This is a genomic window from Methylotenera sp. (assembly GCF_030684185.1).
Classification (GTDB): domain Bacteria; phylum Pseudomonadota; class Gammaproteobacteria; order Burkholderiales; family Methylophilaceae; genus Methylotenera.
In genome coordinates, this window is the sequence record NZ_JAUXOY010000014.1 from 47,389 (window position 1) to 71,316 (window position 23,928).

Here is a 23,928-nt window from a genome sequence, read left to right on the forward strand (position 1 = left end):
AAATACATCCGGTTTTTGTAGGAGCGAATTTATTCGCGATTCATGGTGAAACAAAGCAATATAATCGCGGATAAATCCGCTCCTACATATTATTTTTTGCTTGCGTTAGGTTTTTAGGTAATTGAAATACGACACTTTCAATCACACCTTGTAATTCTTGTACATGGCCGGCACCAAGTTGCTGTAATTTAACAATCACTTCATTCACCAGTATTTCTGGGGCTGATGCCCCCGCTGAAACGCCTATTTTTTTCTTGCCGACAAGCCATTCTGCTTTTAAATAACTGGCGTTATCAACCATATAGGCTTCAATGCCTTGATTTGCAGCCACCTCTCGCAGGCGGTTTGAGTTAGAGCTATTCGGTGAGCCAACGATAATGACTAAGTCGCAATCCTTCGCCATAATTTTTACCGCATCTTGGCGGTTTTGCGTGGCGTAACAAATGTCATCACTTTTTGGCGCATTAATTTCTGGAAACTTAGTCTTTAGTGCATTGATTACCTGCGCTGCATCATCCATAGAAAGCGTGGTTTGCGTAACAAAAGCAAGCTTTAGTGGGTTCTTAACAGTTAATTTAGTCACATCTTCAGGCGTTTCTACTAAATATATGCCTGCATTCGCTGGGTCACCCTCAATCTGTCCCATAGTCCCTTCAACCTCGGGGTGCCCTTTATGACCTATCATGATGATTTCCATGCGGGCAGCACGCATTTTAGCCACTTCGATATGCACTTTGGTCACGAGCGGGCAAGTGGCATCAAAGGCAGTTAAGCCCCTAGACTCCGCCTCTGCGCGCACTGCTTTAGAAACGCCATGCGCACTAAAAATTACAGTGCTGCCCGTAGGGATTTCATCTAGCTCTTCGACGAATACAGCTCCTTTGGCACGTAATTCATCTACAACAAATTTGTTATGTACAACTTCATGGCGTACATAAATCGGCGCACCAAACTTTTCTAACGCTTGCTCAACTATAATAATAGCGCGGTCTACACCCGCGCAAAAACCGCGCGGGTTGGCTAATAAAATATCGGCTGAAGTTTTTTCTGTTGAATTGTTATCTACCATACACACTTTTTATTCATTAAATTCACTTAAGGTATAATGCACATATTAACCTAAATTAGGGTGCGCTTTAAATTCACGCGTGCTGAAACATGAACAATATTAACGCAAAAAAAACTGCCGCTAAAAATACGGCAACACTATTAATCACTTGTCCTGATAGCAAAGGCATTGTTGCCGCGATTGCTGATTTTTTGTATCAGCACAATGCCAACATTTTGCATGCAGATCAGCACCAAGATGCCGAAAACAACCTGTTTTTAATGCGTGTTGAGTGGGATTTAGCGGGCTTTACACTTTTGCCAGTTGATTTTCAGCAGCAGTTTTCGGCAATTGCCATTCGCTTTAATATGGAATGGCAGCTAAAGCTCTCACAAAAACCAGTGCGCGTCGCGATTATGGTTTCGCAATATGACCATTGTTTGGCCGATTTGTTGCATAGGCATAAAAATGGTGAACTGGTCTGCGACATTCCGTTAATTATTAGTAACCATCGTGATACTGAGGCGCTGGCCAAGTTTTATAACGTAGATTTTCATTATATTCAGGTAAATAAAGACAATAAAGCTGCAGCAGAGGCCGAGCAGTTCGCTTTATTCGCGCAATATGAAATTGATTTAATCGTGCTGGCACGTTATATGCAAATATTATCGCCTGATTTTGTCGCGCGTTATCCTAAGCAGATTATCAATATTCATCACTCGTTTCTACCCGCGTTTATCGGTGCGCGGCCTTACCATCGCGCCTTTGAGCGTGGCGTGAAGCTAATTGGTGCAACAGCGCATTATGTGACAGAAGTGTTAGACGAAGGCCCGATTATTGAGCAGGATATAGACCGCATATCACATCGCGATCAGGTGGAAGATTTAATCCAAAAAGGACGTGATTTAGAGCGGATTGTACTTTCAAAAGCAGTAAGCTGGCATATTGAGAATCGTATTTTGCTTTATGCCAATAAAACAGTGATTTTTGACTAGATTTATGCTCCCTGTGGTTCGACAAGCTCACCAACCAAGCCTGTCGAAGGACTCACCAACCGTGCAGTGCAACGAAATCGAAGGGTGGCTACTTAGGTTTCTGGCAGTATGTTTTCTAAAGCAAATAAATTAGCAATTTCTTCGCGTTTTCTAATTAAATGGCATGTATCGCCATCCACCATCACCTCAGCCGCACGTGGACGCGTGTTGTAGTTGCTCGCCATGCTCATGCCGTAAGCACCGGCAGACATAATCGCCAGCAAATCGCCCTCCACTAAGGATAAATCTCTGTCGTGGCCTAAAAAATCACCGCTTTCACATACGGGCCCCACGATTTCATAGGTAAGTGCATTCGCGTCATTGCGCGGCTGAACTGCTTTAATATCATGGTAAGCGTCGTATAGCGCAGGGCGCATCAAGTCATTCATTGCCGCATCTACAATCGCAAAGTTTTTACTTTCAGTATGTTTTAAATACTCTACTTTTGTCAGTAAAACGCCCGCGTTGCCCACTAATGCCCGCCCCGGCTCAAATACCAGCTTGGTATTGCGGTTTCCCAGTTTTGCGCGCATGGCTGCAGCGTAATCTGTAAATTCAGGTGGCGTTTCATCGCTATAGCAAATGCCTATACCGCCGCCTGCATCAATGTGTTGAATAGAAATTCCATGTTGTTCAAGTGCATCAACCAGTAGCAACACTTTATCAAAAGCGTCTAAAAATGGTGACAGTTCGGTAATTTGCGAGCCTATATGGCAGTCAACGCCATGTATCGAGATGCCAGGCATAGCCGCTGCCTGCAGGTAGATATTAAGCGCATCCTCATAGGCCACACCGAATTTATTGTTTTTCAAGCCTGTTGAAATATAAGGGTGCGTTTTTGCATCTACGTTCGGGTTAACACGAAGCGAAACAGGCGCTACCTTACCCATGTCGCTCGCTACTTTGTTAAGGCGTATTAGCTCGCTAGCTGATTCCACATTAAAGCAAAAAATGCCAGCATTGAGTGCAGCCTGCATTTCAGCTTCAGTTTTTCCTACGCCAGAAAAAACAATTTTCTTTGGGTCACCACCTGCGGCTAAAACGCGCGCCAACTCACCGCCAGAAACAATATCAAACCCCGCACCAAGCTTAGCAAACAAGTTCAGAATAGCGAGGCTAGGATTAGCTTTAACTGCAAAACACACCAGGTGATTACTGCCCTTGAAACCCGCGCTGAAACTTTCAAAGGCATGAACAAGTGCAGATTTGGAATACACATAACATGGCGTGCCAAATGTGTCCGCAATAGTGTTAAGGGCCACGTTTTCAGCGTGTAAAGAATCATTTTTGAATATAAAAGAGTTCACAGAAGTGGCTTATAAAGTTGAGTGGTATTTATGGAAAGTAAAATTAGCGATTTGCTAGTTATTAGCACGCGTATCTTGCGGGTATTGCTGTTCAGGAATATACAAAGGGCCTTTAGTGCCGCAGCTATTTAAAACAAAACATATAGATAAAAACAACAAAATGCGAACAGTATTTTTTTGCATATATTTATAGTCTCAAAAGGATTGCGTCAAAGGTAAGTTTAAAGCGTAATGTTTATTACTTAATATTTATAACGTGGTAAATTTTAACATAAAGCTTTGCTTTGCTTTGCTTGGTTTGATTTGAGCTTAATTTTTTGGCTAATTTGACGATGCGGAATAACAAGAACATGCCGTTTATCCGTCAAGTTTCACCGACTATCAGCTGTCGCTAGACATTGACAAACAGCCTGTGCATGATGCATGTAAGTAAAAAGGGGAAATAAAATGTATTACAAAGCAAAAATTCAACTCAAAAGGCAGGCGGCTATTTTTCAGCGGGGCTTCACGTTAATTGAGGTAATGATAGTGGTCGCCATAATAGGTATTTTGGCATCAATTGCTATGCCAAGTTATACAGATTACGTAATAAGAGCTAGCTTACCTGATGCAACAAGCACCCTCTCTGCAACCCGGGCGAGGCTAGAGCAGCATTTTCAAGATAACCGTGACTATCGAACCGTAGGCGCTTTTACATCTCCATGTGCCGCTATTGCAAATGCGGGTAAGTTCAGTTTTGCATGCTCTAACTTAACAGCGACTACTTATACCATTACTGCCACGGGTAGTGGACTTGTGGCTGATTTTACATACACAATTGATCAAGCCAATACCCAAAGTACTACAGGAGTAAAAACTGGTTGGGGTACCACCCCTGTAGCGTGTTGGCTAACAAAAAAAGGTGCAACTTGCTAATGTGTAGAAGAATATGAAGAAAATAAGTAAAAATTTAGGCTTTTCATTGATAGAACTGATGGTTGCAGTTTCAGTGTTAGGTATCACTTTGGCATATGCAATGCCAAGTTTTTCTACCTGGATTCAAGACTCTAAAACCAGAACGATCGCTGAATCCTTACAAAATGGTATCCGGATAGCTCAGGTGGAGGCAGTTAATAAAGGGCGTCAGGTTGCTTTTTTTGTGACTACAGCCCAGCCCTCATCTAGCGCAGCAGCTTCAACTACGGGTAGTAACTGGGGTGTTAGAGTGGTTGTTCCAACGCAGGCGGATGCTGATGGCTACATACAAGGTGCAGTGTTGAATGGTGAGGGTGGCAGTGTTGTTGTGACTGCTTCGGCTGCAGAAATTAGATTTAACTCTATTGGCAGGCTGACAAACAGCACTAGTTTAGTGACTTACGATATTGCTAATCCAAAAGGAGAAAGGTCCTTAAGAGTGGTGGTTTCTAGTTCAGGTAGCGTCAGAATGTGTGACCCAAGTAAAAGTATAGCTACTGCGCCGGATGGGTGTTGATATGAATAATAAATATAGTCATTTAAGAAAAAATAATTCAGGTGCTGTGTTGTTAGAGGTGTTGATTTCTATCCTACTCTTTGCTTTTGGTGTATTGGGTTTGGTGGGCATGCAAACAGTTGCAACTCAGAACTCGGTTAACTCGCAAGATAGAGCCGTAGCATCGATTTTAGCCAATGACATGGTGTCGCAAATGTGGGCTAAAAAAACTAGCACAATTGCCTCTGCCGCAATATCAGGAGATATAACAGCTTGGAAGTTAAAAGTGCAAAACTCCATATTGTCTAACGCCACAGGCGATGTAACTGAGGTTGCTGGCCTTGCAACGGTGGTTGTGACATGGAAAGCACCTACTAAGCTCAGCACGGATAACGTAAACAAATATGAGACTAGCGTATTTGTTCAATAACGCAGAATCAAACAGTAAACGATAAAGATTCAGCAATAAAAGCTAGACAAGAGTCATATTAAGAAGCATAGATGAGAGATAGTTTAGGAATAAAATTTTAATGAAAACCCTCGACAACAGACAATTATTTAAGCAGCCACCAGCAAAGCAAATGGGCTTTTCACTCATTGAGCTTATGGTGGGTTTGGTCATTGGCTTACTTATGTCGTTAGTAGTTTATAACGTATTGAACGTTAATGAAGGTAGAAAAAGAACCACCACTTCATTAAACGACATCAATCAAGCTGGCAGTTATGCAATATATCAATTAGATAAGCTTGTACGAAGTGCAGGTAGTGGCTTTACCAGTGGTGGCGATAAGGTCGGAGCTGATTACGCTTTTGGATGCAGGCTAGATATGGCTTTAAGTGGTACGCAGCTTACTCCGGCAATTACAGCTTTCCCTGCACCTTTTAACACAGTAAGCACCACTATCAGAGTAGCGCCAGTGCTTATATATGATGGTGCTGCAGGGGCAGGTGGCGATGTGATTGTTACCATGTCAGGGAATGCGGGTTTGGGTGAATCACCCACTAGTTTTTCAAATACGCCCACTACAGCTTTGCTTAAATTAGTCAATCATGCTGGCGTTCGCGCCAATGACGTTGTATTGCTGGCAGATATATCTGCCACAAACGTTTTGCCGTGTTTGATGCAGCAAGTCGCATCAGCTTTTATTCCAACTGCTGGTGGCAGCAATGTTGCTTTAGCGGGAAATTACTACACCGCTACCATTAACTCGCGGTCTGTTGCAGACTTTACTGCAACTTCTCAGGTCGTTAATTTGGGGCAGGCGCCTAATCTTAATATGTTTGCAGTGGGTGCAAACAATACGTTGATGAAATACGACCTAATGCAGAGCAGACAAATCAGTGCAACTGCCGCAGACCCAAACCCCAGTGTTTATGTAGATGGAGTTTATCAAATGCACGCACTTTATGGGGTTGATACCAGCCCTGCAACCTCATCATTAACGTGGGTTGCCCCAACGGGCGTGTTTTCATCTGCTAATTTGCTTGCAGGCACATTAACCGCGGCTACAAATTTAAAAAGAATTAAAGCCATTAAGATTGGTGTAGTGATGCGTACATCCTTGCTAGAAAATCAAACTGTTAATGCTGCAACATTGCAGTTATTTGAGGATACAACAATACCTGTAACTGTAAATTTAAACCCTGTTACTTTCCGCTATCGTAGTTTTGAAGCGGTGATTCCGTTACGCAATACACTGATGTTGAAATAGGCTGTATCTATATAAAATTAATTGGGCCATGCACTTATTACTTAAATTCAAGTTTTAAAAATACTAACTATGACTAATCTACAAAAATTTAATTTACCAAGCGCCGCTAAGCAGTCAGGGGTGGTGCTATTTATCACACTGGTCGCATTAGTGATTATGCTGATTGCCAGTGTTGCTTTAATTCGGTCTACAGATACCAATCTTTTAATTTCAGGAAGTTTGGCTTTTAAAAGAGATATTGTAAACCAGGCTGAAAGAAGCATGCCAAGCATTAGAACCAAGTTCACATCAGGGGTCTTAGCAACCAGTGCTTCAAAACAAGTGAATAGCGTAGTGAATGACAATTACTACGCCACAATTCAACCTAGTAGCGCATTGGGTATTCCGAATATATTGCTCAATACAACCACCTTTGATGCGGCTATGCCTAATAACAACATTACTTATGCAGGTGGAGGCATTACCATTCGCTATGTGATAGACCGCATGTGTTTAGCAACGGGTGAAATTTCACCAAGTAATTGTACGATTAGCAAGGCTGGAACTGACTTAGGTGGTGGTAAAAAGCAAATTTTAGGTAAGCTTTCTGGTGAAGACGGTGTGGTGTACAGAATCAGTTTACGAGCTACCGGCCCTAAAAATACAGAAGCATTTATGCAGTCTACTTTTACAATTTAATTAGTTTATATCGAGAATATTATGTTTAAATTTATAAAACAATTAACGTTATCAGCCATTTTGGTTTTTCCGTTGACCTCAACAGGGGCGACAGACTTAGCAGATAAACCGATATTAACGGGCAATTCAGTACAAGGGAATGTGACGCTTGCTTTGTCGGTAGAGTTTCCTACGGCGCTGGGGTCTTCTTATACCGGTGCTTACAATAACGCGATTGATTACATAGGATATTTTGATAATAAAAAATGTTATGACTATAAAGGTGATACAAATGTAGAGCTACGGTACTTTGTGCCTAGAGCTGCTGCAGCAGTTAATCATCAGTGTCCGGTAGCATCAGCATGGAGCGGTAATTTTCTTAACTACGCGCTAACACAGACCATAGACCCGTTAAGAAAAGCCTTAACAGGCGGTCATAGAAGCGTAGACACCGCAAGTTTAACGGTGCTTGAAAAGGCGTTTGCATCTGGGCAAGGTGGCACAGTGAACACGCCATCAATTGCCGCAAATGCTAATTTGTATACACCTTTTACATGGACGACTGTGAATTTAAGAATCGCTGGCCTTGGTAAAAAGTTCCGCATTACCAATACTGGCACTCTTGCTAATGCAGGCACTGAAATAGGCACTACCGCTGTTGCCACCATTCCAGTTGCCCCGCCTAATGCCAATATATATGAGTTTTATGCGCGGGCTAACGTGTGCGTGGCAGGCATGCTGGAAGACAATTGCACCCAGTATGGCGCAAATTATAAACCAACAGGACTGATTCAGAAAAACTCAAAAAAATTGAATTTTGCAGCATTTGGTTATCTCAATGATCCGGGTAGAGCGCCTGTAACAGTAGATGACAACAGGAATAGGCGAATAGACGGTGGTGTACTTAGAGCGAAAATGGCACCGTTAGGTCCATTGGTAGCAAACCCTGGTTCTGCTGATACTCTAAACCCTAATCCAGAATGGGATGCCAATACCGGTGTTTTCATCACCAACCCAGACACGGCTGCGGCTACCGCTTCTGGTGTTCCAAATAGCGGTGTCATTAATTACTTGAATAAATTTGGGTTGACGTCAGGTAGCTATAAGAAGTATGACCCAGTTAGTGAGCTTTATTACACAGCGATCCGCTATTTAAAGAACCAAGGAAATGTGCCAGCGTATTCAAGTATGGCTGAATATACCGCCGCTGAAAGATTAACATTAATTGACGGTTTTCCAGTCATTAACACTTGGAATGACCCTATCTCGTATTCATGTCAAGCCAACTTTATTATTGGGGTTGGAGATACCAATACCCACGTGGATGGTAATTTGCCTGGCAGTACTACGCCTGGGGTACCCTCAGCAGCAATGCCAGCAATAGTTGCAGGTGATACCACAGTGAATGCCAGAACAGCAACAAATAGAGTTGGCGCATTACAAGGTATAGGTGCTATTGGCGGATATTGGAGTGGAACCAATAATACCAGGCTAATGGCAGGGCTGGCGTTTGACTCGCATACCGTTGATATGCGACCAGACCTTGCAGGTAAACAGACTGTGACCACCTATTGGCTGGACGTGCTCGAAAGCGGGTTTGTGGCTAACAGCCAGTATTTTCTAGCGACTAAATTCGGCGGTTTTGATGTACCAACAGGGTTTGATCCATATTTAGGACCAACCGTGGCTTTGCCTGTAGCAACATGGGATAAAAATGGTGATGGAGACCCTGATACTTACTATAGAGCCAACAATCCTGCGGCCATGATAACTGGCCTGGATAAAGCTTTTGCGGATATTTTAAGCAAGTTGTCAGGCTCATCTAACACCTTTGCCGTGGCTAGCCCAAGCGTTATAACAGGCTCTATGAGTTTTGCTACAAGCTACAAGGCGGACACCTGGACAGGCAATGTAGTGGGTAATACCGTTACTTTTGCCGGGGATATACCAGTAGAAACAGTGGCATGGAACGCATCGGCAAAATTAGATGCACAAGCTGCAGGTACTGGCTGGAATACTGCCAGAAAAATTGCCACATCAAATTGTGTGCCAGGCGCTGATGGAACTCAAATCTGTCCATCACCAGCAGGAATTCCATTTAGATCGGCTGATCTGACGACAGCAGCGCTCTTGTCAAACTTTTCTGCGATTCCTGCGGATCAGGCAAATGCAGTGAATTTTTTGCGTGGGGATGCAAGTAATACGGGTTCGTCAGGTACTGCAAGCTTTAGAACACGTACTAGTGTGCTGGGTGATATTGTGAACTCTAAAGTTGTGGCAGTTGGTCCGCCACGGTCACCTTATACTGATGAGTTTAATCCTGGTTATCAACAATTTAAAATCGATAATGCAGGTCGTTCAACAGTGGCTTATGTGGGAGCTAATGATGGTATGTTACATGCATTTAACGGTGTGCCTACTGGAGGTAACGAGTTGTTTGCTTATGTGCCTAATGCTGTCATTAAAGGCCCAACCAATACACCTTATGATAATGGCATAGGGGCACTTGCAAAACCTTCATATGACCATAAATATTATGTAGATGCTACACCTGCGATTGAAGACGTAAAATTTTCCGATAATACCTGGCATTCACTTTTAATCGGCGGTTTAGGTAAAGGCGGCAAGGCTTACTATGCCTTAGATGTGACTAACCCTGCAGGCATTACCAGCGAAGCCAGTTTGAGCAGTAAAGTGTTGTGGGAGTTTACCCATAAGGATATGGGCTATACATACGATACGCCGTTAGTGGTTAAAACAAAAAAATATGGCTGGACAGTGATTCTTACTTCCGGCTATAACAACGTTGATGGTAAAGGATACTTTTTCTTAGTAAACCCTGAGACAGGTGCTTTACTGGAAACCATTTCAACTGGCGAAGGATCCACCACCAACGATGCAGGTTTGGCACATGTGAATGCATTTGTTGCTGATGCCAGAGACTCATTAGCAGATGCAGCCTATGCTGGTGATGCGTTGGGCAATGTGTGGCGTTTAGATCTTTCAGATGCCAGTACTATACCAGCACCTATCAAAATAGCGGCTTTTGGCTCAAATCAACCAATTACGGTGTCACCTTTAATTGAAATAGATAAGAGCACCTTGAAACGTTATGTTTTTGTTGGCACAGGACGTATATTGGCGGATAGTGATGTGAGTAATACTCAGGCACAAACTTTTTATGCGATTTTAGACGGCACCCAAAGTCAGCCATTTACTGCCGGCACATTGCCAACAGGCGGTTCATATCCTGTAACGCGAAGCCAGATGGTTGATAACACCAGCACGGTAGCTACAACTGGCGTAATTGCAGATAGTTCAAAACCAATGGGTTACTATATAGATTTAGGCTCTAATGGAGCTTCGCCTTACCGGGTCAATGTGGAAATGATTAGCTCTGCCGGCGTGGTTGCCTTTGCGGCCAATTCGTTAGGCGGCGATGCGTGCAATCCTTCTGGCAGCAACAAGCTCTATGCGCTGGCTTATGGTAGCGGTAAGTCTGCGATTTTAGACAGCGGTGGAAATGTTATTGCTTCATATCCTGGTACTGGGCTAGCAACAAATGTATCGTTTTTCAGGAAGGATGGTACTTCAACCAGCAGAATTAGCATAAGTAATGATGCTGGGAATAGTGATAACATTCAGGTTAATCCAGCAAGTGCTACAGGGTTTACACCATTAAATTGGCGCGAGCTTCCGACATCTGATTAGTTAATTTGATAGAGATGCGTTGCAAGCTACCAATTGCTGTACTTGTGTCTGTGTTGGTGCATATATTTTTGATAGCTAATTTGACATTACCTATCAATACGAATCTTAATAAGCAGTATATTGACACCGAGTTAGCAAAACCCAACTTGAGCGCTAACGTGTTTCAGGTTGGGTTTTTAATTTTGAGCCAGCCAAAATTGTTGCGGTTAGAAAGAGAGTTAGCAATAACGGAGTATGCTAAACCTTTAGAGAATTCTAATAAAAGTGACGACATCAATCTGTTGGCAAAAAATAGGCATGACATTCAAATAGAGCCAATGAAAAAAGAATTGGGATTACCATTAATAACATTGACTAAAAATACGCTAAGCTCTGGCAATGAAGACCTATTGAGTCGATATTTAAAACCTAGCGATGTAGATATAACGGCAATACCACTACATGGTATAGAGCCGCCAATGCCAACAAGTATCAATAAGTTGCTGGTAGTTTATCAGTTAAGAATTTTTATCAACAAAAATGGTAACGTAGATCAGGTTGTTAACCTGGATAGAGGCAATACAGAACCACTTTTTTATGCGGAAATTGAAGCGCAAGTAAAAAAACTGGAGTTTATACCAGCACGGAAAAAAGGAGTTGAGGTAGACAGTTATATTGAAATTGCTTTGGAAATTTAGTCCAGTTGTAGACTTTATTTTTTTAACAGCTTATTAGTAACAATGCCGTTTATTAAACCAAAAAATAAAGCTGCAACAGCAAACATCGGTATTAAATAACTTACCCCTGCATGCGGGATTAGCCATAGGCGCACAATAATCAACTGCCCGGCAATGTGTGCAAAAGCAGCCAAAATACTCAATGAAATTGGGCTAAACCATTTTTTGGGTAAGCGCATGCCCATCCAAAGCACCGCTAAACTCAAAACAGCGCCACTTAAACTTAATAAAAATGTAGGTGACAAAAACTGCCCCAGTAATAAGCTGCTGGCAAATACGCGCAATATGCTTACCCAGGCAGCTGTTTTAAAACCATATTGGTATAACACATATAAGGTGACGATGTTGGCTATGCCAGGTTTCACGCCAGGCAAAGGTGAAGGTATAACGGCTTCTACCATGTGTAAAGCAATGGCGAAAGCCGCGAGCTTGGCTATGCGGTGGTCGTCGGCTGTGGTTTGAATCTGGGTGGGTTTCAATGTACTTGGTCCTTGGCTTCGACCACTTCGACAAGCTCAGTGACCGAAACAAGCTCAGAGCAGGCAGGTTTAGATATCCCTTCGACAGGCTCAGGGAACGTGGTGTTGGCTGTGGTTCGACAAAGCTCACTATCCAAGCCTGTCGCGGTGGCTGAGCCTGTCGCGGTGGCTGAGCCTGTCGAAGCCAAAACCTTAGCAGAAGAATTTAAAGCTAAAGCAGGTAAATCTTCATATCGTCGAGCTATCAATGCTATTTTTTTTGCACGGCTCCAGCCTTGTACTTGTTTTTCTCTGTAAAACGCCTCGTCAATCTGTGCAAACTCTTCACAAAAAACTAACTCTACTGGCAATCTACTTTTTGTATGGTTAGCACCTAAGTCATTATTATGTTCCCATATTCGTTTTTCTAAATTGACGGTGCTGCCAGTATAAAAGCTACCATCAGCGCATTTCAGAATATACATATATGGCATTGTAGACCTTAAATTATAGTATGAGGTGTTATGGTTTTGACCACTTCGACCACTTCGACAAGCTCAGTGACCGAAACAAGCTTAGTGAGCAAGGTTGTTGAAGCTCGGTAGCTGAGCCTGTCGAAGCTAATAGTTAAGCGAATCATAAGGCTTCGTCTCGCCAAGTAATTCCAGGCTGATTTGATTGGGTAAACAAATGGCGGCTTGCCCAGCCCGCGTTAGCCAGCCTTGATGCACACAATATTGATTATGACATGGCGATTTTGAAAACCGTACTTTACCCTGTGAGATGCTGATGGTGGCGCTGCCGATTGGGCCGTGCACATGTACATCGCGTTGTTGGTTTAGGCTGTAGGTGGCGTAGATTTTATCGCCTAACCTGATTTGTACTTTAGCTGCATGTTCATTAGACCATAGCGTTTTGAATAACAAGAGTATAAATAACACGCTTGCTAGAACAACCAGCCAGTCACCAAGTAGCAATTCTTTTGTGAGTCGCTCAGGCTGAGCGAGAAGCTTACGGAATCGTTGTGAATTTAACATTTGGGGTTAGCCAGTTAAGTTTTTTAGCCATTTCTTTTGAAACAAAAATATTGGCTTTCTCATCAATTACCATAAAGTTATCAATGCCAAAAACTTGAGCTGCTTTGCGTTTATTTACTGCGCTTTCAATAAAAATTGGTTTTGATGCAACATCTGATAATACGCCAGCTTGTGTTTGCTTAGGTAGTTGCGGCGGTACCAGCACCGTTACGGCTTGTGTGTGCTGCACAGGGTAGCCAGTGCGTGGGTCTATAATGTGACAGTAACGTTTTCCATCCAGCATAAAGTAGCGTTGGTAATCACCAGATGTACCAACGGCCCAGCCATCTGGTAAATCTAAAGTTGCAATTGCTGTGGGCGCGCGTGGGTGCTGTATGCCTACACGCCAAGCTTTGTCGCCATGCTGGCCGATGGCAATAATGTTGCCGCCTATGTTGATAAGTGCATTTTTGACATGTTCTTTGCGCAAATAGTTAGCAGCAATATCCAGTGCATAGCCTTTAGCATAGCCGCCTAAATCAAGCTTCACAGCTGGATTTTTGCTATAAGCGGTATTGTTTTCAAGCACAATGTCGGCCATACTGGGGTTGGTTTTTACTAGAGTTTTTATTTTTTCATCGTCAATATTAACTGCGCTAAATTCATCACGATGAAAGCCCCAGGCGCCAATTAAATGGCCAATAGCAGGGTTAAATAAACCATTTGATTTGACGGAAAGCGCAGTTGCATCAGCCAGCATTGCCGTTAAATCTGGGCTGATGCTAACGGGCTTACTGCCTTGCTCAAAAGCTATGTTAAGTTGACCCAATTCACTAGGTTTTCCTTCAGATATTGGCTTCCAGGCATGCAACCTATTATGCAGGTTTTGAAAATCCTGCAAGACTTGATTGGAAAGTAGTCGTGCGCGTTCATCACTTTCACCATAAATACTGATGTCTACCAAAGTGCCAAAAACGTAACTCTGACTATGGTAAAGCGGTTCTTTAGAATTTAGTTGATAGGCGCCGAATAATATAAGGGCGAGTAGTGCAAAGAATATGAGCGTTTTAGGCATTTAAAGTACGGCATGCCGTTCCATAGCATCCATCATCACACTTGCCGGGTTACAAGGTTGGGTCAAATGTTGTGTTTGTTTGGCAATTTCTACCATGCCAGTCGGGCTGGTAACATTGATTTCAGTTAAATAATCGCCGATGACATCTAAACCTACTAAAAACAAACCAGCTTGCTTAAGCACTTTGCCCACGGTGGTAGCAATTTCTAAATCTCGTTCACTTAATAATTGTGCCACACCAGTGCCGCCAGCAGCCAGGTTGCCACGTGTTTCACCTGCCATGGGGATTCGTGCGAGTGAATAGGGTAATGGAGTTCCATCAATCACGATAATGCGTTTATCACCCTGTAAAATAGCTGGCAGATAGCGCTGTGCCATAATCGTGCGGGTGCCGAAATTGGTGATAGTTTCTAATATCACGCTGATATTCGGGTCTTTTAAACCTAAACGAAAAATGCTGCTGCCACCCATGCCATCAAGCGGTTTAACGACGATATCTTGGTGTTGTTTTAAGAATTCACGAATTAAATCATTGTTAGCCGTGACTAAGAATTCAGGTGTAAATTGTGGAAAACGCGTGACAGATAGTTTTTCATTCCAGCCACGGATTGCGCTTGGATTGTTGTAAACCTTTGCGCCTTGGTTGGCGGCAATTTCAAGCAAATAAGTGCTGTAAAGATATTCGTTATCAAAAGGCGGATCTTTACGCATGATGACTGCATTAAAATCTGCAGGCACATATTCAATCGCTCCTTCAGTTGAAAATAGCTGCTCTGTAAAAGTGAATTTTTTAGCATTGATTTTTGCAATATCGCCACGTAAAAACAGGTCATGTTGCTGACTCACGAATAACTCATGACCGCGATTGGCCGCTTCTCGCATAATGGCGAGGCTAGTGTCTTTATAGGCTTTAAGGCTTTCAAGTGGGTCTAAAATGAATAGTAGCTTCACATGAGTTTCATCAAAAAATTAATTTATCCGTTATTGCCTTTGTTCCCTGAGCTTGTCGAAGGGCGATGCTAAGCTAGTCACCCTTCGACAAGCTCAGGGAACAGAGGGTTGGGTATGTTTTAAAAGTATTTCTACAACACTTTTATTGGTTAAGTGGATCATGTTCTTGCAACTCAATGGCCGCCGCCAGCAGAGCTAGCCTCGCCACCACGCCATAGGCATAAAACCTGTTAGGTGCAGAGTCAGGGGCGCCTGCGCAATCCGGCATGGTACAAGGCTTTTCAAAAGCTAACGGCACAAAATGTGAGCCAGGTGCGTTTAAGTTTTCATCTATGCCTCGTCCAGTATGTACACGGTAAAATCCGCCTATGACAAAGTGATCCATCATATATACAACGGGCTCTGCAACAGCGTCATTGATGCTTTCAAAGGTATAAACGCCTTCCTGAATAATCACGTCAGAGACTTGCAATCCCTCTTTTACAACGGACATTTTATTACGCGCTTTACGGTTTAAGTCACGGACATCATCTGGCGATTTTACTGTCATGATGCCCATGCCATAGGTCCCAGCATCTGCTTTTACAATGACAAAGGGCTCTTGTGTAACACCGTATTGCGCGTATTTAAGCTTAATATTATTTAATAGCTGCTCTACTTTGAGCGCTAGACATTCTTCACCTGTACGCGCATGAAAATCTATTTCACCACAAGTTTCAAAATATGGGTTCAACAGCCATTCATCAATGCCGACTAGTTCAGCAAACTCTTTGGCTACTCGATTGTAAGCACTAAAATGCTGTGATTTTCTTCGTGTACTCCAGCCCGCATGTAATGGAGGTATTAAATCCTGTTCTAGGTTTTTAAGAATTTCTGGAATACCTGCCGATAAGTCATTATTAAGCAAAATTGCGCAGCTATCAAAGTCTCCCAACTCCTTATTGAGTAACTTTATGCGGTTGCCCACACGAACCACGGGCTCCAACAATAAAGAATGACCATCTGCTGTTTCCAGTGTGGTGGGTTCTGTAATTTCTGGCGAAATTGAACCGATGCGAACGTCCATCCCTGCTTGCTTCATGATGTTAGCAAGCTCAACCACATTGCGCAGGTAGTAGGTGTTGCGCGTATGGTTTTCAGGAATAATCAGTAAACGATGCGCTTCCGGACAGATTTTTTCAACGGCTACCATTGCCGCCTGCACGCTTAAAGGCAGAAACTCCGGGTTGAGATTGTTAAAACCGCCAGGGAATAAATTAGTATCTACAGGGGCTAATTTGAAACCAGAATTGCGTAAATCAACACTGGCGTAAAATGGCGAGGAATATTCTAACCACTGCGTGCGAAACCAATGCTCGATTTTCGGCATGGCATCTAACATGTTTTTTTCTAGACTAAGTAACGGGCCATTCAGTGCTGTCGTTAAGTGTGGAACCATAGATTCTCTTTTTCGTATGTTGTTTATGCGCTTATCAATATTTAGCTACACGTGTCCAACTTAAATTATTGCGTGCGCTTGCGCGACTATTTTACACGCGACCTAAATATATTGTTGCGCCTGCGTATCAGCGTGATAGCTACTTCTTACCATGGGGCCACTGGCGGTATTATTAAAGCCCATTTCTTCAGCTTTTAGCTTTAAATCATCAAAAATAGCTGGCTCCACATAGCGCATCACAGGTAAATGATGCACACTGGGTTGTAGATATTGGCCTAGCGTAAGCATGCTGACATTATGCGCACGTAAATCTTGCATGACCGCTAAGATTTCATCGTCGGTTTCGCCTAAGCCCAACATCAAGCCAGACTTTGTAGGAATGTTTGGATACATTTCGCCAAATTTTTTCAATAAAGTGAGTGAGTTTTGATAATCCGAGCCTGGTCTTGCCTGTTTGTATAGGCGGGGAATCGTTTCAAGATTATGGTTCATCACGTCTGGCGGGGCGTTACTTAAAATTTGCATTGCAACGTCTAGGCGACCACGAAAATCAGGTACGAGAATTTCTATTTTAATGTTGGGAGATTGCTTGCGGACTGCATGTATGCAATCTACAAAATGTTGCGCACCGCCATCACGTAAATCGTCACGGTCTACACTGGTAATTACTACATAGTTGAGCTTCATTTGTGCGATGGTACGGGCTAAGTTTTCAGGTTCATTCACATCTGGTGGCAGTGGTTTACCATGCGCCACATCACAAAAAGGGCAGCGACGCGTACAAATGTCACCTAAAATCATAAAGGTTGCGGTGCCACCACTAAAACATTCACCTATGTTGGGGCAACTAGCCTCTTCACACACAGTATGGAGTTTGTTATCCCGTAGTATTTTTTTAATTTCCTGATAGCGGGCTGAATCTGGTGCTTTCATGCGTATCCATTCAGGCTTACGCTGCATCGGTTGCGGAATAATCTTGATGGGTATGCGTGACGTTTTTGCGGCATCTGTTTCTTTGACGCCGGCTATTTTAGCGCGTGAAATTTTACTTTCAGTGATTTTTGGAGGTGTTATATCAGTCATGTCTATGTTCATCTGCTAAATTTTTGGAGAGCTTTTCGAGCAATAACTCTGCAATAGTTTGTAGGTTGGCAGCAATGCCTAAATCTTTAGTTTGCGTCACTTTTAGGCCTGCATAACCGCATGGGTCTATGGCTTCAAATGGCTTTAAGTCCATGTTTACGTTTAAGCTTAAGCCATGATAGCAGCAATTATTTTTTATACGTAAACCAAGCGAGGCTATTTTAGCATTTTGTACATAAACGCCTGGCGCATCTGTTTTGGCTACTGCTAATTGACCATAATCAGCTAGCAATTCTATCACTGCATTTTCCAGTAAACTCACCAGCTTGCGTATGCTTAGATTGTGCCGCTTTAGGTCTAGCAATACATAAATGATAAGCTGACCTGGGCCATGGTAGGTGATTTTTCCGCCGCGATCTGTATGTACTAAGGCAATATCATTGCGTATTGGCAAGCGTATGTTTTTACGATTCAAACCTAAGGTGTAAACGGGCGGGTGTTCTGTAACCCATAGTTCATCTGTAGTGTCTATGGTCCGCTCTGCAGTAAATCGCTGCATTGCGTGCCAAGTCATTTCAAAATCAGTAAGCCCAAGGTGCTTTACAAATAGAGGGTTTGGTGCGGTTGTAGATTGCTGCATGTAAAAATTACTATGAAGTTAACAGCGCTGCTACAGAAAGGTTTAAAGTGAAAACTTAACTAGCGGATGTGCGCTAAGTAAGCGGTAAATGTCATCTAGTTGATCTTGCGACTGCACGTACACAGTACAGGTGAGGCTGGTATATTTGCCTGATGAACTCACTCTTGTTTCAATTTTTGTCGCATTGAATGCAGGCAATATTGTATTAATTAGTCGAATGATAGTTTCGGGAAATATACTTTGTGTTTCTCCCATGACCTTAATAGGAAAGTCACAAGGGAAGTCGATTAAAGGCGGTGCCTCGTTTGGATTCAAGAGTGGTTCTATGTCAGCCATAATATTTTACCGCTAATGTAATGACAGTCTACTATTGCATTAATAACTTAATCGAATCCCAGGCACGGCCTAAAATGCCTGCGCCATCAATCGTTTTTGCTGCAACCAAAGCGCGCTCGTCTATTGCTTTGCCATTGAGTGTGAATTTTACGCTGCCAATCACTTGTCCTTTTTTAATCGGCGCAATTAACGGTTGGACGCTAGACATTACTGCTTTCACATTAGCATATTCACCCTTTGGTAAGGTAACAAATAAATCCTCTGTTACCGTTGAAGCGACTTGGTTTTCATTACCTTTCCATACCTTAAGCTGATTGATACTCTGCCCTTTTTTATAGACTAATTTTGTATCAAAGTATTGATAACCATAATTAAGCAATTTTTGGCTTTCTGTTGCACGAGCTGCATCCGTTGGCGCACCAAGCACTACAGAAATGCGGCGCACCCCATCACGATTAGCAGTTGCGATTAAACAATAGCCAGCACTTTTGGTGTGCCCAGTTTTCATGCCATCTACATTAGGGTCTAACCATAGCAGGCGATTTCGGTTGGGTTGAGTAATCTTGTTATAGGTATATTCTTTAATTGAATATAAGCGTTGATACTGCTCTGGAAAGTCATGTATCAAGGCTGTTGCAAGTATCGCCAGGTCGTCTGCCGTGGTGTAATGCTGTGCATCGGGCAAGCCAGTCGCATTCATATAGCGGGTATTTTTCATACCTAAACGTTGAGCCTCTTTATTCATCATGTCGGCAAACTGCACTTCAGTGCCGGCAATACCTTCAGCCAGGGAAATGGAGGCATCATTACCTGATGGAATAATCATACCGTGTAAAAGTTCATCTACGGTGACGGGTTTATTCGGCTCAATAAACATTTTTGAGCCTTCCACTTTCCACGCAATTTCACTGACTGGCAGTGTTTGTGTCAGGGATAGATGTCCATTTTTAAGTGCTTTAAAGCTTAGGTAAGCAGTCATTATTTTGGTGAGCGATGCTGGCTCAATACGCATGCTGCTGTTTTGTGAAGCAATTACATGGGTGCTGCTAAAATCTTTAAGTATGTAAGCTTTAACAGCTAAATTTGGCGGCGGTGCCACTTGCGCATTTTCAGCCTGCGCTATTGGAGCAAAGCCAAATATTGTAAAGCTTAATGTAGTAAGGCTGGCAATAAGTGCTGATTTAGCGAATTTTAGACGTGATAGAGTATTTGTTTGCATGAGATTATGTTTATTAGTTAGTGACGTGTGCAGATGTGTTTAATTGTTTACGGATATTAGCAGCAGAAATATCCGCCTCATTTTTGCTTGCATATGGCCCGAGCTTTACCCGATACAGGCCATCATTATACACGTTAGCAACGCCTACATTTTCGGCCATATCCAGTCCTTGAATCTTTTTTTGTAAAAGAGTGCCATTCACCTCGTTTTTAAATGCTCCAGCTTGCACATAATACTGTGTACTTTGAATATTGTTAAATGAGGTATTTGTTGCAACTGATACAGTTGCGGGAGCAGATGGTACAAGCGTCACGACTGTTTCATTGTTTGGTGATAGGCTTTCAGTTGGTGAGACTGTCGAGAGCGAATTGTTACTCGACATCTTTCGCATGCCTTCTGCGCTGGTGTCTATTGTTTCCACTTCAACCAAGCCACTGCCTTGCTTTATCAGGCGTAATTGATAGGCTGCCGCATAAGACAAATCAATGAGCCGGCTATGTTTAAACGGACCTCTGTCATTGATGCGAACAATCACCGAGCGGCCATTGGCTGGATTGGTGACTTTGGCATAGCTAGGAATAGGCAATACAGTGTGTGCAGCAGTCATTGCATACATGTCATAGATTTCGCCAGTTGAAGTTTTTTTGCCGTGAAAGCGCTTGCCATACCATGAAGCAACGCCTTGTTTTTTATAGGGCACATAAGTGGTCATGGGGGTATATTTTTGCCCTAATGCCGAGTAGGGTTTATTTGCCCGCAAGTTAATTTGTTCTGTTTTTAGTATTGCACCAGGAATGCCGTCAAGATTGGCTGGTGCATTTTCACCTGGGCCATCATCTAAGTAGTAACCCCCGCCACCAGCTTTTGAGTCTGGTTTTGAAGAGGTGTCTGTTTTTGGCAAGCTAGTACTTTCAGCAGACGTTTGTTTGGGTGCTGATTTTAATGTGGGGGTTTGACTACAAGCAGTTAATAAGGCCATCGTTAACAATACGAGATGATTGCGTAAGTTTATTGTTTTAAGAGTTAACATTTGAGCGCCTATTTTAAGTTGCCACCAGTTTTTTATGGGTTTGGATGCTCATTAAGATACCAAAGCTTAAGCATATTGTCACCATTGAAGTTCCGCCGTAGCTGATTAAGGGTAAGGGAACACCCACCACGGGCAAAATACCACTGACCATACCCATGTTTACAAATGCGTAAGTGAAAAAAGTCAGCGTGATGCTGCCAGCCAATAGTCGGGAAAAAGTGCTTTGTGCCTGCGATGCAATAACCAAGCCACGCATAATAATCAGGCTAAAAAGCGTAAGCAGTAATAAGTTTCCTAAAAATCCGAATTCTTCGCTAAATACTGCAAAAATAAAGTCTGTCGTGCGCTCAGGTAAAAAATCTAATTGCGTCTGCGTGCCGTTCAACCAACCCTTACCTGCCGAACCGCCAGAGCCAATGGCAATCATAGATTGAATAGTGTGGTAGCCTGAACCAAGCGGATCTTGTGTCGGGTCAAATAAAATTTCGATGCGGCGTCTTTGATAGCTATGCAGCATAGACCAAAAAACGGGTGTTAATGCGGTAAATAAGACCGTGCCGCCAAGTAGAAACTTCCAATTCAAGCCTGCTAAAAATAGGATATAAAACCCTGATGCAGCCACTAATAGTGATGTGCCTAAGTCAGGCTGTTTCATAATTAAGGCAACGGGTACGGCTAGCAATAACGCGCCGGTAGCAAAATCAACCATCCTAGGTTTGCCTTCTTGCTTAGAAAAATACCAGGCAAGCATCATCGGCACGGCAATACGCATGATTTCAGAAGGTTGAATATGCATTGGGCCTATGTCAAGCCAGCGCTGTGCGCCATGGCTAATGTGTCCGAACAATGCAACGCCAATGAGAAGTACAACACCAAGCAAATAAAGCGGCAAAGCCATACGCTCAAGCTGGTTTGGGGCGATATTCGCCGCTACCCACATAAAGCAGAACGCTACAATAATATTGATGCCTTGAGCATAAACCCGTGAAAAATTTTGCCCTGATGCACTATAAAGCATAAATAAACCAACCATTAGGGTGGAAAATAAACACACCATTAAAAATGAGTCAATGTGTTTAAAAAACTGCTGAAATAGTTTGCTAATCATGCAATTCTTCTTCAGGCGTAGTTTGAGGTGTCACGATGCTTACTCCAGAATCCCTCGGCTTTTTATTATCAGTTTTTGTAGATTCTGGTATTGGTAGCTTACCCAGCAAATAATAGTCCATTACTTTTCTGGCGATGGGCCCAGCCGCCGAGCCGCCATGGCCACCATTTTCTACAATAACGGCTAATGCAATGGTGGGGTCATCAGCGGGTGCGTAAGCCACGAATAGCGCATGGTCACGGTGTCGCTCATCAATCGCACTAGCATTATATTTAGCGTTTTGTTTGATACCTATCACTTGGGCGGTGCCGGTTTTAGCGGCAATGCTGTACCCAGCATTTGCCCCCACGCTAGCCGCCGTACCACCTGGTAATGTTACATCAACCATGCCACGCTTTATGATGTCTATATTTTCCGGTTTGATTGAAACTCTATCTTGCACTACAAAAGGAACCGCAAGGTTTTCATTGGTAATGGCTTTCTGAATTTGTGTTACTAAATGGGGCTTCATTGCGATGCCATTATTAGCGAGCGTAGCAGTGGCGTAGGCCAATTGCATTGGTGTGGTTAAAGTGTAACCTTGGCCAATGCCGACGATTACAGTTTCACCCTGATACCAAGGTTGTTTAAATCGGCGCATTTTCCACTCTGGCGTTGGTAGCAGCCCGCCATTTTCACCTTGGATATCAATGCCAGTTTTACCGCCAAAGCCAAAATGACGCACAAATCCAGTTAATCTATCAATGCCTAACTCTAATGCCAAACCATAAAAAAAGGTATCGCAAGAAATAGTAATGGCCTTTTGCATATCTACAATACCATGCCCACTTGGTTTCCAGTCGCGGTAACGATGTGTGCTGTTAGGTAAGCTAAAATAACCTGCATCATTAATCGCGTAGGGCGGTGCGCGTTTTCCGTATTCTAAACCAGCTAGCGCGACAAAAGGTTTAAAGGTGGAACCAGGGGGATATACGCCGCGAATCGGACGGTTAATAAGTGGCTTGTCTAATGATTCATTCAGTAATTTCCAGTTATCAACATCAATACCATCTACAAACAAATTGGGGTCGAATGAAGGCTGACTGACATAGCTTAATACTTCGCCTGTTTTAGGATTGATAGCGACTAGCGCCCCTCGGCGTTCACCGAAAGCGGTTTCAGCGATTTCTTGCAGCTTGCTATCAATTGATAAAACGAGGTTGCTGCCTGGTACGGGTGCCGTACTTGATAATACACGGACTGCACGACCATCGGCATCAATTTCTACCTGTTGAAAACCTGTGGTGCCATGTAATTGAGTTTCATAAAACTGCTCTATGCCGCTTTTACCTACATGGTCAGAGCCTTTATAGTTGGAAAGAACGCCATCTTTTTCAAGGTTGATTAAATCCTTGTCATTGATTCGCCCAATATAACCCACAATGTGTGCGCCAAGTTTACCTAATGGGTAGTGTCGATACAATCGAGACTTGATTTCCACCCCTGGAAAACGGTAATGATTGACAGCAAAGCTAGCCGCTTCTACTTCGTTCAGGTGGGTGCGGATTGGCACGCTTTCAAAATTTCGACTTTCATCGCGAAGTTTGTTAAAGCGCTTGCGGTCAAGCGAGCTCACCTCAACAAGTTTACTGACTTCGGCAATTGTTGCTTCAAGATTTTCTATTTTTGAGGGTGTTATTTCCAGGGTGTATACGAAAAAATTGTGGGCGAGTACCACGCCATTTTTGTCCAGAATCAAACCGCGATTTGGTACGATAGGAACCAGTGAGATACGGTTTTTTTCGGCCAGTGTTTGGTAGTGGTTATATTGTTTGACTTGCAGGTAAAAAAAACGAGTAGCAAGTAAGCCAAATAAGCATAGTACAACTAATGCTGTAAAGCCTAATCTCAGCCTGAAGTAGTATTGCTCATGCTGGAAATTTTTAAGTTCAGCACGCAT

24 protein-coding genes are annotated in these 23,928 nt (G+C 43.0%); 8 read left to right on the plus strand and 16 right to left on the minus strand.

What is annotated here, in order from left to right; all coding sequences use genetic code 11:
• Nucleotides 1-82 precede the first annotated feature (82 nt).
• Nucleotides 83-1,069, minus strand: coding sequence for a 4-hydroxy-3-methylbut-2-enyl diphosphate reductase (ispH, locus tag Q8J82_RS02795; protein ID WP_304891735.1), 987 nt, complete (start codon nt 1,067-1,069; stop codon nt 83-85).
• An 89-nt stretch (nt 1,070-1,158) separates the two neighbouring features.
• On the opposite strand from ispH, the gene purU reads away from it, so the two are divergent.
• Nucleotides 1,159-2,043: a formyltetrahydrofolate deformylase gene (purU, locus tag Q8J82_RS02800; RefSeq protein ID WP_304891734.1), complete on the plus strand. Its 885-nt coding sequence runs from the start codon at nt 1,159-1,161 to the stop codon at nt 2,041-2,043.
• Between the two features lie 92 nt (nt 2,044-2,135).
• On the opposite strand, the gene lysA is transcribed toward purU, so the two are convergent.
• Both lysA and Q8J82_RS02810 read right to left on the minus strand, forming a co-directional pair.
• A complete protein-coding gene (lysA, locus tag Q8J82_RS02805; protein WP_305252687.1) occupies nt 2,136-3,389 on the minus strand; it encodes a diaminopimelate decarboxylase in 1,254 nt (417 codons plus the stop codon).
• 54 nt (nt 3,390-3,443) lie between these two features.
• A complete protein-coding gene (locus Q8J82_RS02810) occupies nt 3,444-3,572 on the minus strand; it encodes a lipoprotein (RefSeq protein ID WP_304891732.1) in 129 nt (42 codons plus the stop codon).
• Nucleotides 3,573-3,836: 264 nt separating this feature from the next.
• Between Q8J82_RS02810 and Q8J82_RS02815 the strand changes: the two genes are divergently transcribed.
• The 7 genes from Q8J82_RS02815 (at nt 3,837) to Q8J82_RS02845 (ending at nt 11,596) form a co-directional block, all read left to right on the plus strand.
• A complete protein-coding gene (locus Q8J82_RS02815) occupies nt 3,837-4,304 on the plus strand; it encodes a type IV pilin protein (RefSeq protein ID WP_304891731.1) in 468 nt (155 codons plus the stop codon).
• A gap of 13 nt (nt 4,305-4,317) precedes the next feature.
• Nucleotides 4,318-4,860, plus strand: coding sequence for a Tfp pilus assembly protein FimT/FimU (locus tag Q8J82_RS02820; protein WP_304891730.1), 543 nt, complete (start codon nt 4,318-4,320; stop codon nt 4,858-4,860).
• Between the two features lies 1 nt (nt 4,861).
• Nucleotides 4,862-5,269 carry a hypothetical protein gene (locus Q8J82_RS02825; protein WP_304891729.1) on the plus strand — a complete coding sequence of 136 codons (408 nt, stop codon included), beginning with the start codon at nt 4,862-4,864 and terminating at the stop codon, nt 5,267-5,269.
• Between the two features lie 100 nt (nt 5,270-5,369).
• On the plus strand, nt 5,370-6,551 hold the full coding sequence (locus tag Q8J82_RS02830) for a PilW family protein (RefSeq protein WP_304891728.1): 1,182 nt from the start codon (nt 5,370-5,372) through the stop codon (nt 6,549-6,551).
• A gap of 69 nt (nt 6,552-6,620) precedes the next feature.
• Entirely contained in the window at nt 6,621-7,229 is a 609-nt protein-coding gene (locus Q8J82_RS02835) for a hypothetical protein (RefSeq protein WP_305327734.1), read from the plus strand.
• A 21-nt stretch (nt 7,230-7,250) separates the two neighbouring features.
• A complete protein-coding gene (locus Q8J82_RS02840; RefSeq protein WP_305327735.1) occupies nt 7,251-10,919 on the plus strand; it encodes a pilus assembly protein in 3,669 nt (1,222 codons plus the stop codon).
• A gap of 80 nt (nt 10,920-10,999) precedes the next feature.
• On the plus strand, nt 11,000-11,596 hold the full coding sequence (locus Q8J82_RS02845; protein ID WP_305327736.1) for a hypothetical protein: 597 nt from the start codon (nt 11,000-11,002) through the stop codon (nt 11,594-11,596).
• A gap of 14 nt (nt 11,597-11,610) precedes the next feature.
• Here the strand turns inward: Q8J82_RS02845 and Q8J82_RS02850 are convergent, their stop codons facing one another.
• The 13 genes from Q8J82_RS02850 to mrdA form a co-directional block, all read right to left on the minus strand.
• Nucleotides 11,611-12,114, minus strand: coding sequence for a Gx transporter family protein (locus Q8J82_RS02850; protein WP_304891724.1), 504 nt, complete (start codon nt 12,112-12,114; stop codon nt 11,611-11,613).
• Nucleotides 12,111-12,578 (minus strand): GIY-YIG nuclease family protein, encoded by a 468-nt coding sequence (locus tag Q8J82_RS02855; protein WP_304891723.1) that lies wholly within the window; start codon nt 12,576-12,578, stop codon nt 12,111-12,113. The genes Q8J82_RS02850 and Q8J82_RS02855 overlap by 4 nt, the downstream gene beginning before the upstream one ends.
• A 135-nt stretch (nt 12,579-12,713) precedes the next feature.
• Entirely contained in the window at nt 12,714-13,130 is a 417-nt protein-coding gene (locus tag Q8J82_RS02860) for a NusG domain II-containing protein (RefSeq protein WP_305327737.1), read from the minus strand.
• On the minus strand, nt 13,105-14,184 hold the full coding sequence (locus Q8J82_RS02865; protein WP_305327738.1) for an FAD:protein FMN transferase: 1,080 nt from the start codon (nt 14,182-14,184) through the stop codon (nt 13,105-13,107). Before Q8J82_RS02865 ends, Q8J82_RS02860 begins: the two co-directional genes overlap by 26 nt.
• On the minus strand, nt 14,185-15,135 hold the full coding sequence (gene gshB, locus Q8J82_RS02870) for a glutathione synthase (RefSeq protein WP_304891720.1): 951 nt from the start codon (nt 15,133-15,135) through the stop codon (nt 14,185-14,187). It abuts the gene before it with no gap.
• A gap of 142 nt (nt 15,136-15,277) precedes the next feature.
• A complete protein-coding gene (gshA, locus tag Q8J82_RS02875) occupies nt 15,278-16,573 on the minus strand; it encodes a glutamate--cysteine ligase (RefSeq protein ID WP_304891719.1) in 1,296 nt (431 codons plus the stop codon).
• Between the two features lie 102 nt (nt 16,574-16,675).
• Nucleotides 16,676-17,656, minus strand: a complete 981-nt coding sequence (gene lipA / locus Q8J82_RS02880) for a lipoyl synthase (protein WP_305327739.1) — start codon at nt 17,654-17,656, stop codon at nt 16,676-16,678.
• Complete coding sequence (gene lipB, locus Q8J82_RS02885) at nt 17,649-18,296, minus strand: lipoyl(octanoyl) transferase LipB (RefSeq protein WP_305327740.1); 648 nt, start codon at nt 18,294-18,296, stop codon at nt 17,649-17,651. Before lipB ends, lipA begins: the two co-directional genes overlap by 8 nt.
• A 42-nt stretch (nt 18,297-18,338) precedes the next feature.
• Nucleotides 18,339-18,632: a YbeD family protein gene (locus Q8J82_RS02890; protein WP_305327741.1), complete on the minus strand. Its 294-nt coding sequence runs from the start codon at nt 18,630-18,632 to the stop codon at nt 18,339-18,341.
• 31 nt (nt 18,633-18,663) lie between these two features.
• A complete protein-coding gene (locus Q8J82_RS02895; protein ID WP_305327742.1) occupies nt 18,664-19,851 on the minus strand; it encodes a D-alanyl-D-alanine carboxypeptidase family protein in 1,188 nt (395 codons plus the stop codon).
• A gap of 13 nt (nt 19,852-19,864) precedes the next feature.
• Entirely contained in the window at nt 19,865-20,881 is a 1,017-nt protein-coding gene (locus Q8J82_RS02900) for a septal ring lytic transglycosylase RlpA family protein (RefSeq protein ID WP_305327743.1), read from the minus strand.
• A 13-nt stretch (nt 20,882-20,894) separates the two neighbouring features.
• On the minus strand, nt 20,895-21,989 hold the full coding sequence (gene rodA, locus Q8J82_RS02905) for a rod shape-determining protein RodA (RefSeq protein WP_305327744.1): 1,095 nt from the start codon (nt 21,987-21,989) through the stop codon (nt 20,895-20,897).
• The gene (gene mrdA / locus Q8J82_RS02910; RefSeq protein ID WP_305327745.1) at nt 21,982-23,928 is read right to left on the minus strand and encodes a penicillin-binding protein 2; all 1,947 of its coding nucleotides are present in this window, start codon (nt 23,926-23,928) and stop codon (nt 21,982-21,984) included. Before mrdA ends, rodA begins: the two co-directional genes overlap by 8 nt.

Coding starts and splice junctions, on each gene's coding strand:
- ispH (WP_304891735.1), bottom strand. CDS start 1,069: ATGGTAGATAACAATTCAACAGAAAAAACTTCAGCCGATATTTTATTA.
- purU (WP_304891734.1), top strand. CDS start 1,159: ATGAACAATATTAACGCAAAAAAAACTGCCGCTAAAAATACGGCAACA.
- Q8J82_RS02810 (WP_304891732.1), bottom strand. CDS start 3,572: ATGCAAAAAAATACTGTTCGCATTTTGTTGTTTTTATCTATATGTTTT.
- Q8J82_RS02815 (WP_304891731.1), top strand. CDS start 3,837: ATGTATTACAAAGCAAAAATTCAACTCAAAAGGCAGGCGGCTATTTTT.
- Q8J82_RS02820 (WP_304891730.1), top strand. CDS start 4,318: ATGAAGAAAATAAGTAAAAATTTAGGCTTTTCATTGATAGAACTGATG.
- Q8J82_RS02825 (WP_304891729.1), top strand. CDS start 4,862: ATGAATAATAAATATAGTCATTTAAGAAAAAATAATTCAGGTGCTGTG.
- Q8J82_RS02830 (WP_304891728.1), top strand. CDS start 5,370: ATGAAAACCCTCGACAACAGACAATTATTTAAGCAGCCACCAGCAAAG.
- Q8J82_RS02835 (WP_305327734.1), top strand. CDS start 6,621: ATGACTAATCTACAAAAATTTAATTTACCAAGCGCCGCTAAGCAGTCA.
- Q8J82_RS02840 (WP_305327735.1), top strand. CDS start 7,251: ATGTTTAAATTTATAAAACAATTAACGTTATCAGCCATTTTGGTTTTT.
- Q8J82_RS02855 (WP_304891723.1), bottom strand. CDS start 12,578: ATGTATATTCTGAAATGCGCTGATGGTAGCTTTTATACTGGCAGCACC.
- Q8J82_RS02860 (WP_305327737.1), bottom strand. CDS start 13,130: ATGTTAAATTCACAACGATTCCGTAAGCTTCTCGCTCAGCCTGAGCGA.
- Q8J82_RS02865 (WP_305327738.1), bottom strand. CDS start 14,184: ATGCCTAAAACGCTCATATTCTTTGCACTACTCGCCCTTATATTATTC.
- gshA (WP_304891719.1), bottom strand. CDS start 16,573: ATGGTTCCACACTTAACGACAGCACTGAATGGCCCGTTACTTAGTCTA.
- lipA (WP_305327739.1), bottom strand. CDS start 17,656: ATGACTGATATAACACCTCCAAAAATCACTGAAAGTAAAATTTCACGC.
- lipB (WP_305327740.1), bottom strand. CDS start 18,296: ATGCAGCAATCTACAACCGCACCAAACCCTCTATTTGTAAAGCACCTT.
- Q8J82_RS02890 (WP_305327741.1), bottom strand. CDS start 18,632: ATGGCTGACATAGAACCACTCTTGAATCCAAACGAGGCACCGCCTTTA.
- Q8J82_RS02895 (WP_305327742.1), bottom strand. CDS start 19,851: ATGCAAACAAATACTCTATCACGTCTAAAATTCGCTAAATCAGCACTT.
- Q8J82_RS02900 (WP_305327743.1), bottom strand. CDS start 20,881: ATGTTAACTCTTAAAACAATAAACTTACGCAATCATCTCGTATTGTTA.
- rodA (WP_305327744.1), bottom strand. CDS start 21,989: ATGATTAGCAAACTATTTCAGCAGTTTTTTAAACACATTGACTCATTT.
- mrdA (WP_305327745.1), bottom strand. CDS start 23,928: ATGCGTGCTGAACTTAAAAATTTCCAGCATGAGCAATACTACTTCAGG.